The sequence below is a fragment of the Pseudomonas sp. S2_A05 genome (assembly GCF_054668485.1).
Genome location: NZ_CP162775.1, coordinates 1,603,127 through 1,619,975, shown reverse-complemented (window position 1 = coordinate 1,619,975; position 16,849 = coordinate 1,603,127). Strand labels below are relative to the sequence as shown.

Genomic DNA, 16,849 nt, shown 5'->3' with positions numbered 1-16,849 from the left:
TGTTTTCCTCCCAACACCACACATCTGAAAGTTGTGTTAAGCATCATGTTGCGCGCCAGAAAAACAAAGCGGCGTTGGGCTGCCTGCATCCATTGTGCTTTGCTATCAACATGGCCATTTGCGGATTCGCCGTGGGCGCCGAAGCCCCGGCCGCAGTGGCGAGTGAATCTTTCAATACGCTGTTCCTTGAAGGTTCATCGGCGGTCGATCTGCAACCGTTGCTGAATGCCAACAGCGTCTTGCCAGGCCAATACCGCGTCGACGTGTTCAGCAACGGCACGCTGGTCGGGCGTCGCGATATCGATTTCGCGGCCAACCCGGTCAACGGCAAAGTCGAGCCACGCATCACTCTGGAACTGTTGCAGCAGCTGGGTGTGGACATGCGCAAACTGCGTGAGCAGGGTCTGGTTGACGAGCAACACCCTGCCGATCACTACGACCTGCCTGCAATGATCGAGCAAGCGAGTCTCAATTTCGATGCCAACCGCCTGCGCCTCAATATCAGTGTGCCGCAGGTCGCCATGGCGCGTGGCATGCGCGGCTATGTAGATCCAGAGCTTTGGGACCAAGGTGTGGCCGCCGGTTTCATCAACTACCAGCTGAGCAGCACCCGCAGCAAAACCGATTACTCGACGCAAATTTCCAACAACCTCGGGCTTCGCAACGGCCTGAACCTGGGCGCCTGGCGGCTGCGCAACGAGTCCAACCTGAGCAGCTCCACCGGCCGGCCCAATCGGTTCGTCAGCAACCGCACCTTCATCCAGCGCGACCTCACGGCGATCAAGGGGCAACTGAGTGCGGGGGAAATCTTTTCCGATTCGGATCTGTTCGACAGCGTGCGCTATCAAGGCGTCAAGGTGGCCTCTGATGAGGGCATGCGCGCAGACAGCGAGCGCGGCTATGCGCCGATCATACGTGGCGTTGCTGAAACCAACGCCACGATCGAGGTCCGCCAGGATAACTACATTCTCTACACCACCAACGTGCCGCCGGGTCCGTTCGAGATCAGTGACATCTATCCATCGGGCTCCAACGGCGATCTGGAGATCACCATTGTTGAAGCGGATGGACGGCGCAAGGTCACCCGACAGGCATTCTCCGCCCTGCCGACGATGGTGCGTGAGGGACAGTTGAAGTACAGCCTGTCGAGCGGCAAATTCAATAACAACAGCGAGGGCTATGACAAGCCCGCCTTCCTCAGCGGCACGTTCGCCTACGGCTTGACCAGCAACCTGACAGGCATTGCCGGCCTTCAGGCGAGCAACGGCTTCAAGGCGCTGTCCATCGGTGCGGCGAAGAACACCTCGATTGGCGCAATGTCCCTGGACGTGACGCAATCGTCCAGCAAGGCATTCGGCAAAACCACCCAGGGCAGCAGCATACGCGCGCTCTATGCAAAGACCTTCACCGGCACCGATACCAGCTTCACCCTCGCCGCTTATCGTTATTCGACCGAGGGTTACCGCACGCTGACCGACCATGTCCAGGACACCAGCTCCGGGGCCACCCGGCGCCTGGGTAATTCCAAAACCCGCACCGACCTCACGGTCAACCAGACTTTGGGCGAAGCACGCCAGTTCGGCTCGCTGTACCTGAACGCCAGTGACCAGCGCTATTGGGATCGCGGTGGCTCGCGGAGCTTTTCCGCCGGCTACAACAACAATTGGCGCGACCTGAACTACAACATCAGCCTGAGCAAAACCCAGGAGTTCGGCGCGCGCGGTGACACCAGCAACGACACACAACTGAGCGTCTCGATTTCGTTTCCGCTCGGTTCGACACCCGCGCACCGCGCGCCTACATTTCCAGTAACCATCAGAACACCGGTACCAGCACCCAAGCCGGGATCAACGGTTATCTGACCGAGGACAGCGACACCTACTATTCCGTGCAGACCGGGCGCAGTGTCCAAGGCGATCGATCTGGCTCGCTGAGCCTGAGTACCCGCACATCGATGGGCGACCTGAGCCTGGGTTACAACCGAGGCAACGGTTATGAATCACAGAACCTGAGTGCCGCCGGATCGCTGGTGGCCCATGCAGGCGGCATCAATATGGGCCAGACCGTCGGTGAAACGTTCGGTCTGGTGGAAGTGCCCGGCATGTCGGGCGTCGAAGTCAGCAGCTATTCGGGTGTGAAAACCGGCCTGAACGGCTATGCGGTTCTGCCTAACGCGCAACCGTACCGCGTGAACTGGGTAACGCTGGACACGCGTAACCTGGGCGGTGAGATCGAGCTGGACAATGCCACCCAGCAACTGGTGCCAAGACGAGGTTCGATAGTTCTTGCACGCTTCGAAGGCAGCAAAGGCAGACGCGTCCAGTTTGAACTGTACGATGCCAACGGCCAGCCGATTCCATTCGGCGCGGTGCTGTTGGATAGCGACGGCAAACAACTGGCATTGTCAGATCCGACGGGCAAGGCCCTGGCGCTGGTGACCAAAGATCACGGTGTCATCACCATCAAGTGGCAGGGCAAAAGCTGCCCCGTGCCGTACAAGCTGCCGGAAAAGGTCGAAGGCTTGAACTATGAGCAATACCGGTTGGCCTGCTCTTCGAGCGCGAAGTAGACCGACCGCGAGCTTGTCACTCTACGCCCCCTCAACCAAAACTCAGCCCTGATGATTCAGGGCTTTTTAATGCGCAGTTTGAGCATCGCGTTGATCAATACGCTGCCCCCAGAGCTGAACGTCAGGAGACCTTCCACGGATGCTCACGCCACTTGTTCTGAAAAAACTCGATGAATACTCGTATCCGTGGACTCAAATGCTTGCGATCCGAATAAAGCAGGTAGATCGGCTCGACCACACCCGTTTTGAAATCCTCAAGCAACGGCACTAGCGTTCCCGCTTTTACATCAAGCCCGATATGAAAGTCCGCAAGCTTCACCACGCCAGCGCCTGACAGCGCCATGTCGCGCAACAGATCGCCTTGAGTAAACGACGCGCTGGCGGTCACCGGTACCGAGACGCCGTCTCCATCCTGCAAAAATGACCATTTGTTCCACGGGCTGACGAAGCTGAAATTGAAGCAACGATGATTCAGCAAATCTGCGGGTGTGGTTGGTGTGCCGTGTTCAGCCAGGTACTGCGGCGAGGCACAGATCAGCCATTCACATTCGCCGATGCGTCTGGCAATGCGTGATGAGCTGGGCAATACGCCGCTGTGGATGGCGATATCGAGCCCTTGCTCGAAGTGATCGACGAATTGCGCGCCGAGTTGGATCTCAACGTCCAGTGAGGGATACAAATCCAGAAATTCCGGTAGCCACGGCACGATCTGGTGTTTGGCGAAAGAGGTCATGGTGTGGATGCGCAGGGTGCCACTGACCCTGGAGGGCAACGCCTCGGCCAGCGAGTCCGCCTCGTTCATGGCTTCAACGACGGCTTTGGCGCTGCGCAGGTAAGCGGCGCCCTCCTCGGTCAGCGTCAGCACGCGTGAGCCGCGCTGGAACAGCCGGACCTGCAAGCGATCTTCCAGGCGGGTGATCAGTTTGCTGACCGCTGATGGCGTCAGGTGATGGGCGCGCGCGGCAGCAGAAAAACTTCCACATTCGGTAGACCATATAAAAGCGAGCAGCTGCGAATAATTGTCCATGGCCGGTCCTGGCGAAAAGCTTGAAGGCATGTTGTCTCAACGCTTATGAAAAAGCGCGCCGAAGCGCGCTTTTTCCTGGGGTCCGGGTCAGCGAATGAACTGTTCGATGTAGTCGTCCGGCAAGCCCAGCGTCTTGTAATGCGCTCGGGCGGCTTCAAGCTTGGTGAACACATCTTCGTAACCCACGGCAACGCCCTGCGGATCGACGTAAGTGTAGCCACCCTGCACGTGGAACCAGGTGATCATTTCACTCACATCCTCGGGGACGAACAGGGTATGCGTTTCACCGGGCGGCTCATAGGCAAAAGACCCCTCCTCCGCGACCCAGTCATGCTCCAGGTAGTACCAGCGACCCTTGAGCACGATCGCATGCACGCCGCCGGTATGGCGGTGACGCGACAGCACGCCGGCCTGACGCACCCGCAACAGGTTGATGTAATAGCCGCCGCTGGTGTTGAGCAGCAATGGCTTGAAGGAGACAGATTTTGTTACCGGCACCCACAGCGCATCGTCTTCGAGCCACTGCGTCATGACGCCCGGATGCACCATGTCGGGCGTCATGAAGGGAACTTGCGGCAACTGATACGCAATGGCGAGTTCATCAGGTTTAACAGGAGTATTCATAGTCAGGCCTCTCGGTTTTTTTGACGAATTCACAGCACTTGATTGCGCCAGGATTTCGCTTGAGGGAAAGGTTATGGCGTCGCTGTACGGGAGAAAACAGCTACTTGGTCACACCTGTTGTGACGCAGGATCACAGTGTCGGGGCGGGTTCGCGCAGACTCTGACCAGCCGTGAACCAAGGCTGTCAGCCGCCGCCAATCCTTCCACCAGGCGCTGGTAGTTCAAGGGCGGTTGCATGTTTCTGGCGTAAACCGCCGATAAGGTTGCGTCCACGAGAATATTGATCTGCGCCGTCGTCAACGGCGTGCGCTGACCCAGTTCAGCGAACGTCACGGGCAGCTTCACCGCGTGCAGCAGACGCGCGACCTGTTCAATCTCTTCGGCCGGTCGCGCCTCCACCGCCATCTGCACCAGCGTGCCGAACGCCACCAGTTCGCCATGCAGCATCGACGCCATCGCCGGTATCGCGGTCAGCCCCCGAACCAGGGCATGGGACAGTGACAAACCACCGCTCTCGAAACCGACACCGCTAATCAGCACGGTGCCTTCGATGACCCGCTCGACATCATCGGTGAGTTCATGTCGACACACCGCCTGATATGCCGGGACGCCGTACTGCATCAGCGTGTCGAAAACCAGGTTGGTGAGCATCAATGCCGTGTGCAGCGGCGGTGTGCCGAAAGAGTTGTGGCCGCCGGCGGCGTAGCACTGTCGGGCTTCGAATTTCTTGCTGATGGCATCGCCGATCCCGGCCGCGAAGAACCGTGCCGGCGCCTGAACGATGACCTCTGTATCGACAATCACCGCAGCGGGATTCATCTTCAGAAACTCCACGCCCACCACTTTGTGCTCTTCGTCGTAAAGCACGATCAGCCGACTCGTTGGCGCGTCACTTGAAGCGATCGTGGGGCAGACAATGATCGGCACGTCGAGATTGGCCGCCAGCCCCTTCGCCGTATCGATGGTCTTGCCACCGCCCAGCGCAATGATCGTGTCGGGGGCGTGCAGCAATGCCTGCTCGGATAACTGCGCAATCGCAGCGCGCGTGCACTCGCCGGGAAACTCGATGTGCAATGGCTCCAATCCCTGGTCCTGCAACGTGGCGCCAACCTGCGGCCATAGATGCCGGGCGACAAACTCATCGCAAAGCACCAGCGGCCGTGATCGGCCCATGTCGTTCAGCACTCTGCCCAATTGTTGCAATGCATTCGGACCCTGCTCGTAGCGCCCGGGAAATCCCATCGTTTTAACCATGACAAACGTCCTCGCAAGAAGTCATCAGCGCATCAACCAGCCGCCCGCGACATCAACCACCTGGCCGGTAATGAAGTCGCTTTCGCTTGACGTGAGAAAACACGCCGCTCTCGCCACCTCAAGCGGTGTGCCCAGCCTGCGCAGCGGTGTCTCGTCGACCACGGTTTGATTGGCCTGGGCCGATACGGTCTTGAGCAATGGCGTTTCGATTCGTCCAGGTGCCAGCGCATTGGCGGTGACACCGAACGGCCCGAGTTCGCCGGCCAGGTGGCGGGTAAAGCCGATGATTGCGGCTTTGGTCGCACTGTAGTGCGCTGCGACAATCGGCAAGAACGCGCTGCCCGCCACCGAAGACATATTGACGATGCGCCCGAACCGGCGCTCGACCATGCCGGGCGCGAGCACTCGCACCAGGTTGAAGGAGCCATTGAGGTTGATATCGACCACCCGCAGCCACTCCTCCGGCGCCATGGTCCAGATCGGCGCGGGTGCGCCGTGGTGTTTGGGCGAAACGCCGGCGTTGTTGATCAGGGTATCGATGGGGCCGAGCTCACCTTGCACGCGCTCGCATGCAGCAGCGCAGTCTTGAAAACTCGCGACATCAGCCTGCGCCCACGCGACCGCAAAACCCGCATCACGCAACGCCACGCCCTGCTGTTGCACCTTGTCGGCATCAGCATCGAGCAGCGCCACGGCTGCACCTTCTTCGCAATACAACCGCGCGATCGCCGCACCGATGCCGCCCCCGGCGCCGGTGACCAATACGGTGCGCCCGGCGTGTCTGGAATGAGTCATGAGCTGTTCTCACTTGCAGATGAATGGACTGGGTCAGAGCCCCAGATAAGCACGCTTGACGTGCGGGTTTTCCAGCAGTTCCTGGCCGGTGCCGCTGAGCACCACTTCGCCGTTCTCCAGCACGTAACCGCGATGAGCAATGCGCAGCGTATGAACGATGTTCTGCTCGACGATCAACACGGTGGTGCCCAACTGGAGAATCCTGTTGATGATCTCGAAGACCTGCGACACCAGCAGCGGCGACAGGCCCAGCGAGGGTTCATCAAACATCAACAATTTCGGCTCGGCCATCAGGCCCCGGGCGATGGCAACCATTTGTTGTTCGCCGCCCGACAGTGTCCCGGCGTTCTGATCAAGACGTTCGCGCACCCTCGGAAACAGATCGAGAATATTGTCCAGACGCTGCCTGTAGCCCGCTCGTGCACTGCGTTTGTAGGCGCCCATCAAGAGGTTGTCGCGCACGCTGATGAAGGGAAACAACTGGCGCCCCTCCGGTATCAGCGTCAGGCCCGCGTCGACAATCTGATCGGGGCGATTGCCATCGATGCGCTGGCCTTCGAATTCGATCGTGCCTTGGGACGGTGTGACGATGCCGCACAAGCTGCGCAGGGTCGTGGTTTTGCCGGCGCCGTTGGCGCCGACGATGGTCACCACCTCGCCGGCATTGACCTCGAACGACACGCCACGAAGGATCTCCGTACCGCCATAGCCGCTGTGGACGTTGTCGAGTTTAAGCATGGCTGTACTCCTTACCGAGGTAGGCTTCGATAACCTGAGGATCGTTGATCACATCGTGAGGCGCGCCCTGCATCAGCAGCGTGCCGGAACTGATCACGACGATGCGGTCAGAAAGGCTCATGGTGGCTTGCATCAAGTGCTCGATCATCAACACGCTGACGCCCGAATCACGCACCCGGCGAATCACTGCGATGGCCTTGGCAACATCCGTCGGGTTGAGGCCGGCCATGACTTCGTCGAGTAACAGGATGCGCGGGCGGGTCGCCAGAGCGCGGGCCATTTCCAGGCGCTTCATGCCGCCGACCGTCAAGTTGCGCGCCCGGGTGTCGAGCAGCGCGGTGAGTTCGGTCAGCTCGGCGACTTGCTCGGCGATCGCCCTCGCCTCCTTCGCGTCAGCGGTGTGCATGAATGCACCGAGCATGATGTTCTCGCAGACACTCAAATCAGCGAATGGCTGGACGATCTGAAAGGTCCGGCCAATGCCTGCCCGGGCGAACTCGGCCGGGCTGTTCGGGGTGACCCAGTCGCCATTGAGCAGGCGCACTTTCACTTGGCCTTTGGATGGCAGAAGAAACCCGGAGAGCTGGTTGAACACCGTAGTTTTGCCGGCGCCGTTCGGGCCGATCACACCCACGATTTCGCCTTCGGCCAAGCTCAGCGAAACATCGTTGGTGGCGTGCAGTCCGCCAAAGAACTTGTGCAGGTTTTCTGCGACCAGAACCGGCTCACCGTGGGTGGCCGAGTGGGCTTGCGCCAAGGTCGGCCCGATCGGTGCTTTTGTATTTGCCATCGAACGACGGCCGCCGGGCAATGAGTCGATCCAGGCAAATATCCGGGCCCCAAAACGCCCCACCACGCCTTGCGGAATAGTCAGCACCACCACGACCAGCACTATGCCATAGACCAGACCGTGCACCCCGCTGCCCAGATCGCCAAGCCAGCCGCGTGCCAGTTCAGCCAGCGGCAGCACCAGCAAAGTGCCGATCAGCGGTCCCGATACCGTGCCCAGTCCACCAATCAACGCGAACATGGCGATCTGAATCGACATCTCGAGAGAAAACATCGAGCCGGGTTCGATGAAGGTCAGGTACATCGCGTGAAAGCTGCCGACCAGGCTGGTGATAAATGCGGACAACACCACGGCGATCAGCTTGACCTTGACCGAGTTCACGCCCACCGCATGGGCGGCGTCTTCACGCTCACGCACGGCGATCAGGTAATAACCCAGTCGGGAATTCTTGATCTTCCACGACACTGCCAATGTGATGAGCAGAAACGCGAAGGCAATCAGCAGGTATGGCCAGCGCGGGCGGAACAACATCCACTCGAAACCGAGCTTCAGCGGTACGCCCAGCCCTGCCGCACCACCGGTCACGTCATGCTGATTGATCGCCACCAGACGCACGACCTCCAGCACCGCAATGGTCGCCAAGGCAAAAAACGGCCCGCGCAATCTGAAGCACGGCCAACTGATCAGCACCGCGACAATCGACGACAGGATTGCGCCAGCGAACATGCCGATCCATGGACTGATGCCCAGTTTCATCATCAGCAGCGTCGTCGTGTAAGCGCCCACCCCGTAGAACACGGCATGCCCCAACGACAGCTGGCCGGCAAACCCGCCGACGATGTTCCAGGCACTGGCCAGTGCCGCATAACTGCATATGAGGATGAACAGGTGATAAACGAACGGCGAGCCAACGCTCAATGGAATGATCAGTAACAGCGCCAGGGCCAGTGCACTGACATAGACACGCGGGTGCAAAATATTCATGAACATCTTCCTCACTCAGACCCGCGACCGGCGCCGAAAAGGCCTGTCGGACGAAACACCAGGATGCCCAGGAAAATCGTGAAGTAGACGACCTCCTTGAGGTCCGGCGCGATGTAGTAACCGGCGAGACTGTCGACGATGCCGATCAGCATTGAGCCGATCAGTGCGCCGGACAGGCTGCCCAGGCCGCCCAGCACCACAATCACAAACGCCGTCAGCACGAAGAAAGTGCCAACGGTTGGAAAGACCGGATATTGCGGAGCGATCAGTCCCGAGGCGACGCCCAGGCAGGCGCAACCCAGGCCGAAGGCAAACACATAGATGTTTTTGACGTTGACACCCATCAGTTGCGCCGCGTTGCGATGCTGTGCAGTAGCGCGGACAGCCCGGCCGAGAAATGTGTTCTGCAAAAACCAGTGCAGCCCCGCGACCAGTGCGAGCGACGCGACAAACGTGATCAACTGACCGCTGCTGACGCGAAAGGCGCCGAAGCTGACGGTCGTGGTACCGACGCTGATGTTCTTCACCGTCATGACGTCGGCACCGAAGATCAGCAACGCGCCGTTCATCAGGGCAATCGAGACGCCCACGGTGGCGAAAATCTGGATATGTCCCTCGGCGCCAAGCAACGGCTGAATGATGAAACGCTGCATTGCCGCACCAGCGGCAAACAACAGGATCGTTGCAGGAATGATCGCCATATACGGGTGGATGCCGAAGTGCGAATTCAGCAAGTACACGGCATACAGGCCGATCATCAGAAACTCGCCATGGGCGAAGTTGACCACACGCACGATGCCGAAAATCAACGTCAGGCCGATGCTGATGATGGCCAACGTGCCACCGAGCAATAAGCCGTTCAACAGGAGCTGGATGAAAATTTCCACGGTTGGCGCCCTCTTTGCGAGCGAACGAACCCGTGAAGCTCAATGATCAAGCTTCAGCAGATTGCGGGGTTCAGGTATCAGGGTTGGTCGGAAAAACGCGCTTGGGCAACGGCGGCTGCCTGGGGGTAAACGGTTTTCAGCAGTCCGTTCTGCCACTGCATGATTGCCGTATTGGCGCGCTGGTTCTGGCCGTTCTTGCCAAACCCGGCACCGATGCCGGCAGCCGTGCCGCCGAGAGGAATATCGATGGTTGCCACCGAGGCACGGATCGCATCGGCGTCCAGCGAAGTACTGTTTTCCATGGCATCGAGGAATATCTTCGCCCCGACATAGTTGATCAGGCTGTGGCCCGAGCGCGGTTCGCTGCCGTAGCGATCCTTGTATGCCTTGGCGAACGCCCCGATACCGGGAGCGCCGTTTTCATTGGTCTGGAACTGTGGGAAATCGACATCGAGCACGCCTTCCATATTGGCTGCGCCGACGACCTTGACCGTGTCCTGCATGGAATAGCCGCCGCCGGCGCCGATAACGGCTTTGGGCCTGAAACCGGCTTCGCGGATCTGGCGGAAAAACAGCGTCGTGTCGTTCTGATAACTGGTCTGCAATACCACATCCGCCTGGGCGCCTTTCAAACGCAGGATCAGCGATGAGAGATCGACCGCTTTGGCCGAATACGGTAGTACCTCGACCACATTCAGACCTTGCTCCTGAGCGATTTTTTTCTGAAACCCGGCGATGGTCGTACCGTACAGCGCATCCTCGTGGATGATCGCGACCTTCAATTGTTTCGGATCGACCTTGAGCGATGGGCTGACAATGTCCGTGATGGCGGTGATGGTGCCTTCGGCGAAATTCCCGGCGGTCGGGTTGCTGCGCATCACGTAGCTCAGATCACGCTCAGTGATGTGGTCGGACACCGCACCCAATTCGAAAAAGGGCACCCCCGCCATCTCCGTCACCTGCGTGGCCGCAAATGACAGCGCCGAGGAATAGCTGCCAAATACAGCAGTGACGTTCTCAACAGAGGTGAGCCGGCGCGCGGCACCGACCGCTTGTCCCGCATCGACTGCGTCGGCCTTGAGCAATTTGATCGGCTCGCCCTTCAAACCGCCCGAGGCATTTCGTTCGGCGACGGCCAGTTCGAGGCCACGGAAGCTCTCGTCGCCCAGTAACGCCAGGGATCCACTCAGGGGATAAAGCGCACCGATTCTGATGTCCGCGAGCGCGGCAACCGGAGTGGACAGGCAAAGCAGGATGCCGGCAGCTTTCAGCCAGCTTTTCGCGGTAGCCGCCACGGCCACGGCTTCCTCTTGAGCGAGTCTCATTGGATTCATCTCCCGCAGATATTGTTTTTATTGTTCCTTCAAATGATCCGTGCCGAGCACAGACATCATCGGATTACAGTGGCGATGACACGCAAGTTTCTGCGCCACTGTTTGCAAGAGTACGGCTCGCCAAGATTGGCTGGATATAGCTGAAAAAGCACACCTGCTGTGAATTTGCGGCACAGCTCCTATGGCGGGCTGATCAGTCCCAAGGCGCCGGCGACCACGCTTCCACCAGCCTGTCGATGAACAGCCGAATCTTCGGCGACAGGTGCCGCTTGCTCGGGTAAATCACCCGGATCGGCTCGGCAGCCTCGGCGTAATCTGCGAGCAACTGCACGAGCTTGCCACTGCGCAAGTCATCGTTGACCACATAGGATGGCAACGTCGCGATACCGAGGCCGGCGGCAGTCGCCTGATGCAAGGCTTCAGCGCTGTCCATCTGCAGCCGCCCGGCATGAATGACCGACACAGGCTGACCATTGAAGCGAAAATTCCACGCCAGCAATCGGCCGCCGCTGACGAAGTGCAGGCACGCATGCCCGGCCAGATCTTCGGGTGTCTGCGGTGCCGGATGTTCTTTCAGATAATCGGGCGAGGCACAGGTGATCATTTGCTGGTAAGCCACCGTGCGCGTGAGTAGCCCGGAGTCTTCCTTGGGCGGACCGATGCGAATCGCCAGATCGAAACCCTCGTCGATCAGGTCGACCAGCCGATCGGAAAACGTCGCATCGATGGCGAGCGACGGCCAGTCTCTCAGGCAGCGCTCGATGTGCTGCACAACGTGCAGCCGGCCCAGTGCTACCGGCAGGCTCATGCGCAAGCGGCCGCTGGGCGTCGAACGGCGGAACGCCAAAGCCTCTTCGACCTCGTCCAGATCCTGCAGGATGCCCACGCATCGCTCATACAGCACCCGACCATCGTCGGTCAGGCTCAGGCTGCGGGTGGTGCGGTTCAGCAGGCGGACCTGCAGACGCGATTCGAGCCGCACGATCGATTTACCGACGGCCGAGCGAGTCAGCCCGAGTTGCCTGGCCGCCGCCGTAAAACTTCCGGCATCCACCGAGGCGACGAAGGCGGCGATGTCGTTCAGGTTATGCAGTTCCATGAGGCCTCCGGATTTGGCATTCAAGCGGCTTGGCACCGGTTATGGGGAACCCTATTCCCCAATCATGAGGATAACATCTCGATTAGTTAATCCATCACCAACGCCTGATTGAGGTCATATGAACACTGAAGTAAAAGCAGCCGTGCAAACCTGGGCCAACAGCCTCAGCGATCTGGTACCCGTGCTCAAGGGCACCGATACCACCACAAAGATGAGCGACATCCGCGATGCCTACGCAAAAATGCTCGGGCAGAATCAGCCGCCGGCTGGCGTGAGGTTTGAAACAGTCGACATGGGCGGCGTGCCCGCTACGCTGGTGACTCCGGATGAGCTCAAGACCGACGCGGTGCTGATGTACATCCACGGTGGCGCCTACATCGTCGGTCGACCTGACGGCTACCACGGCATCGGCGGCAACTACGCAAAAATGCTCGGCGCGCGGGTGTATATGCCGGATTACCGCCTTGCACCCGAGCATCAGTTCCCCGCCCCCATCGATGACACTTTGCGCGCCTATGAGTGGTTGCTTGAGCAGAACATCGCCGCCAGCAAGATTGCCTTCGCTGGCGAGTCGGCGGGTGGCGCGATGGTGGTCAGCGTGATGGTCGCGGCAAAATCCAAAGGTTTGCCATTGCCTGCGGTGGGCTCGTCAATTTCGCCATGGGCCAACCTCGAACACACCGGCGCTTCCATGAGCAATCGTGAAGGCCTTGACCCGCTAAACTCCAAGCCAGTGCTGGACATCCTCGCGCGAGCCTTTCTCGGCGACACCTTGGCCAACCATCCGCTAGCCTCGCCGGTGTTCGCCGACGTCACCGGACTGCCACCGATTCTGGTGCAGATCGGCGAAAACGAACTGATGCTCAGTGACGCGATGCGTCTGGCCAATCACCTGGCGGACAACCGCGTCCGGGTCAATCTTGAAGTGTGGCCCGGCATGTTTCACGCCTGGCATTTCTACGCGGGCATGCTGGCCGAGGGGCAGCAGGCGCTGGAGAGCTCGGTGCGGTTTATCGAGGCGGGATTGACTGAGGCTAATCGCTGACCAAACTGCGTCCGCTGCTGATCGGGGACACTTGTCGCTGTATTGCTCGGCGCCTTGGCGGTATGGTGATTTGCCGACCGCCGAGGAACCCTGAATGCCGAAAAAACCACCAGCCCCTGACAGCACCGCCAGCGCAGCCGACATCGAACGCGCCATTCTGGCCTTGAACAAAATGGCCGAACGCCTGTGGGGTGACGGTCGTGAGGCCGAGGCCAAGGCGCTGCTCGATGCACTGGATGCGCTGAATCGCGCCCTCGACCGGATCCGCATCGGGGAAAGTCGCAGGGCCGTCACCCTGCACTGAATCAGACCTGATAGAACTCGCGATACCACCGCACGAACGCTTGCACGCCCTGCTCGATCGGCACCTGCGGGCTGAAGTCGATGCAGCGTGCCAGCGCCGACACGTCGGCCCAAGTCTTCAATACATCGCCCTCCTGCATCGGCAGATAACGGCGCTGGGCCTTCATGCCCAATGCCTGCTCCAGGCATTCGACGAAGATCAATAGCGCTACTGGACTGCCGCGACCGATATTGAACAGCCGGTTAGTACCACGCTCGGCGCTGAGTGCGGGCGGTTTGTCGAGCAGTCGGAAAATCCCTTCGACGATGTCATCGATGTAGGTGAAATCCCGCGCCATTTCGCCTTGGTTGTAGAGGTCGATGGCGCGCCCCTGCAGCATCGCTTCGGTGAACTTGAACAGCGCCATGTCCGGTCGACCCTGGGACCGTAGACGGTAAAAAAACGCAGGCCGGTGGCTTGCAAGCCGTAGAGATGGCAGTAACTGTGCGCGAGCAATTCATTGGCACGCTTGGTCGCGGCGTACAACGAAACCGGTTGGTCGACCGGGTCGTCTTCTGCAAACGGCATCTTGGTATTGGCGCCATACACCGAGCTGCTCGAGGCGTAGATAAAGTGCTCCGGCGGATGACGACGGCATGCCTGCAGAACGTTGAGAAACCCGACCAGATTCGATTGCGCATAGGCATCGGGATTGTCCAGCGAGTAGCGCACACCGGCCTGGGCGGCCAAGTGAATGACCTGTTTGAAGTGTCCGTGCTGTAACAGCGCGTTCAACGCCGCCTGATCAACAATGTCCAGTCGATGGAAAGTGAAATTGGCCAACGTCTCAAGTCGTTGCAAACGCGCCTCTTTGAGTTTGACGTCGTAATAAGGGTTGAGATTGTCGATACCCACAACCTCGAGCCCCTCGCGACACAAACGCATGACCGTGTGATAACCGATAAAACCTGCGGCACCTGTCACCAGAACACTCATGATCACCTCGGCTCACCGGTTGGACTTTAAGGAGATACACAGCACCGAACATTTACCGGCCAACAACGGCAACTATTGATAGACGACCCTAGTTACCCTGGCCAGCAGCATCCGACGCGAGGTATTTAAAAGTCGAACTGCCGATGAATCGAAAGATGTAAGATTGAAACTAATTTGCTATCACGGACGCCATCTAACACCCGCGACTTCAATAACTTCGAAAAGTTTAAAAAATCCGACGAATAAATTTCACCATTCACAAACAATGACTTACGAAACACGGCCATTATCAGCGGATGAAAGGCAGTCTTTTTGACTGTTATTAATTGACAGCTTGCAAAGACTGGCCGATAACTTAGCACTACCCGAAGAGCTCGCGCCGCCGCGCACTTTTCTGCTCTCCGGCTACTTATGTAATTGGATCCTGAAGGTCGCAACTGCGAACCGTGCGGTAGCTTTGCCTGAATGAAAGCGCGCCGATTCGTTATAGCCAAGACGGCCACGGATATAACAATAACCAACAAGTTGATTCATTTTTGAAACACTTCTTCTGCCAATAAACATTGATGCATCTGGCTCGGCACTTTGCCTTGATCAGCCTACTACCTACTAGCAAGCATGACGGCTCGTCCCACGCTATCGGCCGTCCTGCTTAAACGATCGCTATGTATGGAGTACTCCAGCATGCTAACGGTTTGCCGCAACGGCTCTAACTGGTATTTATTGCAGTGCAAGCCCCGCCAGGATGAACGGGCACAACTCAATCTGCAGCAACAGAACTATTCGACCTTCCGGCCGCAGCTGATGAGCGAGCGCAGTATTCGTGGCAAACGCCAACGAACACTGGAATCGCTGTTCCCCGGCTACGTGTTCATTCAACTGAGCCGCGACGACAACTGGGCACCGATTCGCTCGACCCGTGGTGTCAGCCGCATCGTCGAATTCAACCATGTGCCCGCCCGGGTCGATGAAGACGTGATCGCGCAATTGCGTGAGCGCAGTCAGGAGTCAATCGGCTTTCCTGCGGAACCGACACTCAAGCCCGGCGAACCTCTGCAAATCGTCCAGGGTCCACTGTCCCCGCTCGAAGGCGTGTTCCTGTCCATGCAGGGCGATGAGCGGGTAATGATCCTGCTCAATTTCCTCAACCGCCAACAGCACGTCAGCGTCCCGCTGAGTTACCTCGAACGCCAGCGACAATAGTCCGGATCCGCTTTGCCCTGACCCCGACCCCCTTAATCAGGAGCGTGATCCATGGCTCTGAAGCCTCGCTGTTCCCTGGTTTTAGTCGTCGCCTGCTGTGCCCCCGAAGCTGCCTGGAGCGTTGAGCCGCAAGCGATCAATGTGTACGGCTTCGATTTCACCCCGACCTTTGCCTTGTCGGAAAGCTACGACGACAACTTTCGTGAAGTCGAACACGATGTCGAATCGACCATGGTCACCCGCCTGGCGCCGGCCTTCGAGCTCAAAGCCGAGGACCGCAACAGTGCCACGCGGGTGATCTGGGAGCCGACCCGCTACATCTATCACAGCGCCTCGGACGCTTCGAACACCGCCCAGCGTCTGCGCGCCGACAGCATCATGGAGTTCACCGACCGGCATCGGCTGAAACTCGAAGCCGAGGCACGCAAGTACGAGCGCACCACCTCGACCGCCGTCGACGGCATCAACGACAAGATCGAGAGCCAGCGCGTCGGCGGCGTCTACACCTTCGGCGCGCGCAGTGCGCTGAACCAGATCGACCTCGGCGCCAGTTACGCACAACTGCGCTATGACAACTCCGACGGCATCAACGATGACAAGGAGCGCAACACCAGCAATCTGTCCAGCACTTGGTATCACCGCCTCGGCAGCAAGACCCGTGGCCTGCTCGAATACGACCACACCCGCTTCGATTACCTGCAATCGAACAGCCCGCGCAGCAGTCGCTCCGATGCAGTGCTGGCCGGAGCCGAGTGGGACATGACAGCGAAAACCACCGGCAAGCTGCGCGTCGGTTATGAGCGAAAGAATTTCGACCAGAGTGGTTCCGACGACCTGAGCAACCCCTACCGGCAAGTGGATCTGGCGTGGAAACCGCGCACCTACTCGACCTTCACCTTTCTCGCGCGCCAGGCCATGGCCGAAGGCGACGATGGCTCCGACGCGGTGAAAGCCACCTTCACCCAGATCGGTTGGCGTCACGGCTGGACCGAACGCATCACCAGCGTTGCCGAAGTCGGCATGGGCCATTACGTCTACGAAGGCCAGGACCGTAGCGACGATTTGCAGGACTACAAACTCGGCGTGAATTACGCAATGCGCCGCTGGCTGGACGTCGAAGTCGCCTACCGCCACCGCGACAACGACTCCGATGCCGACAACGAAAGCTTCACCCGCAATGTTTTCCAGATCACGTTCGACGTCAGTCTTTAGGAGGGTTGG

At 59.1% G+C, this 16,849-nt stretch carries 13 protein-coding genes and 2 pseudogenes; 5 read left to right on the top strand and 10 right to left on the bottom strand.

Translation table 11 applies throughout. From position 1 onward, the window contains the following. The first annotated feature begins 110 nt into the window (after positions 1 to 110). Positions 111 to 2,569: pseudogene (locus tag AB4O12_RS07570) on the top strand (fimbria/pilus outer membrane usher protein). Between the two features lie 121 nt (positions 2,570 to 2,690). Here the strand turns inward: AB4O12_RS07570 and AB4O12_RS07565 are convergent. From AB4O12_RS07565 to AB4O12_RS07525, 9 genes are all read right to left on the bottom strand, one after another. Beyond that, positions 2,691 to 3,596: a LysR family transcriptional regulator gene (locus tag AB4O12_RS07565; RefSeq protein ID WP_016774575.1), complete on the bottom strand. Its 906-nt coding sequence runs from the start codon at positions 3,594 to 3,596 to the stop codon at positions 2,691 to 2,693. Positions 3,597 to 3,683: 87 nt separating this feature from the next. After that, a complete protein-coding gene (locus AB4O12_RS07560) occupies positions 3,684 to 4,220 on the bottom strand; it encodes a 2,4'-dihydroxyacetophenone dioxygenase family protein (RefSeq protein ID WP_024012829.1) in 537 nt (178 codons plus the stop codon). Between the two features lie 108 nt (positions 4,221 to 4,328). Continuing rightward, a complete protein-coding gene (locus AB4O12_RS07555) occupies positions 4,329 to 5,474 on the bottom strand; it encodes a glycerol dehydrogenase (protein WP_095179870.1) in 1,146 nt (381 codons plus the stop codon). A 24-nt stretch (positions 5,475 to 5,498) separates the two neighbouring features. Next, positions 5,499 to 6,269 carry an SDR family oxidoreductase gene (locus AB4O12_RS07550; RefSeq protein ID WP_252878104.1) on the bottom strand — a complete coding sequence of 257 codons (771 nt, stop codon included), beginning with the start codon at positions 6,267 to 6,269 and terminating at the stop codon, positions 5,499 to 5,501. Positions 6,270 to 6,302: 33 nt separating this feature from the next. After that, the gene (locus tag AB4O12_RS07545) at positions 6,303 to 7,007 is read right to left on the bottom strand and encodes an ABC transporter ATP-binding protein (RefSeq protein ID WP_073474647.1); all 705 of its coding nucleotides are present in this window, start codon (positions 7,005 to 7,007) and stop codon (positions 6,303 to 6,305) included. Continuing rightward, positions 7,000 to 8,781, bottom strand: coding sequence for a branched-chain amino acid ABC transporter ATP-binding protein/permease (locus tag AB4O12_RS07540; RefSeq protein ID WP_252878103.1), 1,782 nt, complete (start codon positions 8,779 to 8,781; stop codon positions 7,000 to 7,002). The genes AB4O12_RS07545 and AB4O12_RS07540 overlap by 8 nt, the downstream gene beginning before the upstream one ends. 11 nt (positions 8,782 to 8,792) lie before the next feature. Beyond that, the gene (locus AB4O12_RS07535) at positions 8,793 to 9,668 is read right to left on the bottom strand and encodes a branched-chain amino acid ABC transporter permease (protein ID WP_024012825.1); all 876 of its coding nucleotides are present in this window, start codon (positions 9,666 to 9,668) and stop codon (positions 8,793 to 8,795) included. 77 nt (positions 9,669 to 9,745) lie between these two features. Beyond that, positions 9,746 to 10,993 carry an ABC transporter substrate-binding protein gene (locus AB4O12_RS07530; protein ID WP_460061161.1) on the bottom strand — a complete coding sequence of 416 codons (1,248 nt, stop codon included), beginning with the start codon at positions 10,991 to 10,993 and terminating at the stop codon, positions 9,746 to 9,748. 202 nt (positions 10,994 to 11,195) lie between these two features. Beyond that, positions 11,196 to 12,101: a LysR family transcriptional regulator gene (locus tag AB4O12_RS07525; RefSeq protein WP_460061159.1), complete on the bottom strand. Its 906-nt coding sequence runs from the start codon at positions 12,099 to 12,101 to the stop codon at positions 11,196 to 11,198. A gap of 118 nt (positions 12,102 to 12,219) precedes the next feature. Here AB4O12_RS07525 and AB4O12_RS07520 point away from each other — a divergent pair, with 118 nt between their 5' ends. Further along, entirely contained in the window at positions 12,220 to 13,146 is a 927-nt protein-coding gene (locus AB4O12_RS07520; protein ID WP_056785652.1) for an alpha/beta hydrolase, read from the top strand. Between the two features lie 94 nt (positions 13,147 to 13,240). Continuing rightward, entirely contained in the window at positions 13,241 to 13,450 is a 210-nt protein-coding gene (locus tag AB4O12_RS07515; protein ID WP_056785649.1) for a hypothetical protein, read from the top strand. A gap of 1 nt (position 13,451) precedes the next feature. Here AB4O12_RS07515 and AB4O12_RS07510 read toward each other — a convergent pair. Further along, positions 13,452 to 14,425: pseudogene (locus AB4O12_RS07510) on the bottom strand (NAD-dependent epimerase). A 684-nt stretch (positions 14,426 to 15,109) separates the two neighbouring features. On the opposite strand from AB4O12_RS07510, the gene rfaH reads away from it, so the two are divergent. Continuing rightward, positions 15,110 to 15,628: a transcription/translation regulatory transformer protein RfaH gene (gene rfaH, locus AB4O12_RS07505; RefSeq protein WP_056785643.1), complete on the top strand. Its 519-nt coding sequence runs from the start codon at positions 15,110 to 15,112 to the stop codon at positions 15,626 to 15,628. 51 nt (positions 15,629 to 15,679) lie between these two features. Then, entirely contained in the window at positions 15,680 to 16,840 is a 1,161-nt protein-coding gene (locus AB4O12_RS07500) for an outer membrane beta-barrel protein (protein ID WP_460061155.1), read from the top strand. The last annotated feature ends 9 nt before the right edge of the window (positions 16,841 to 16,849 follow it).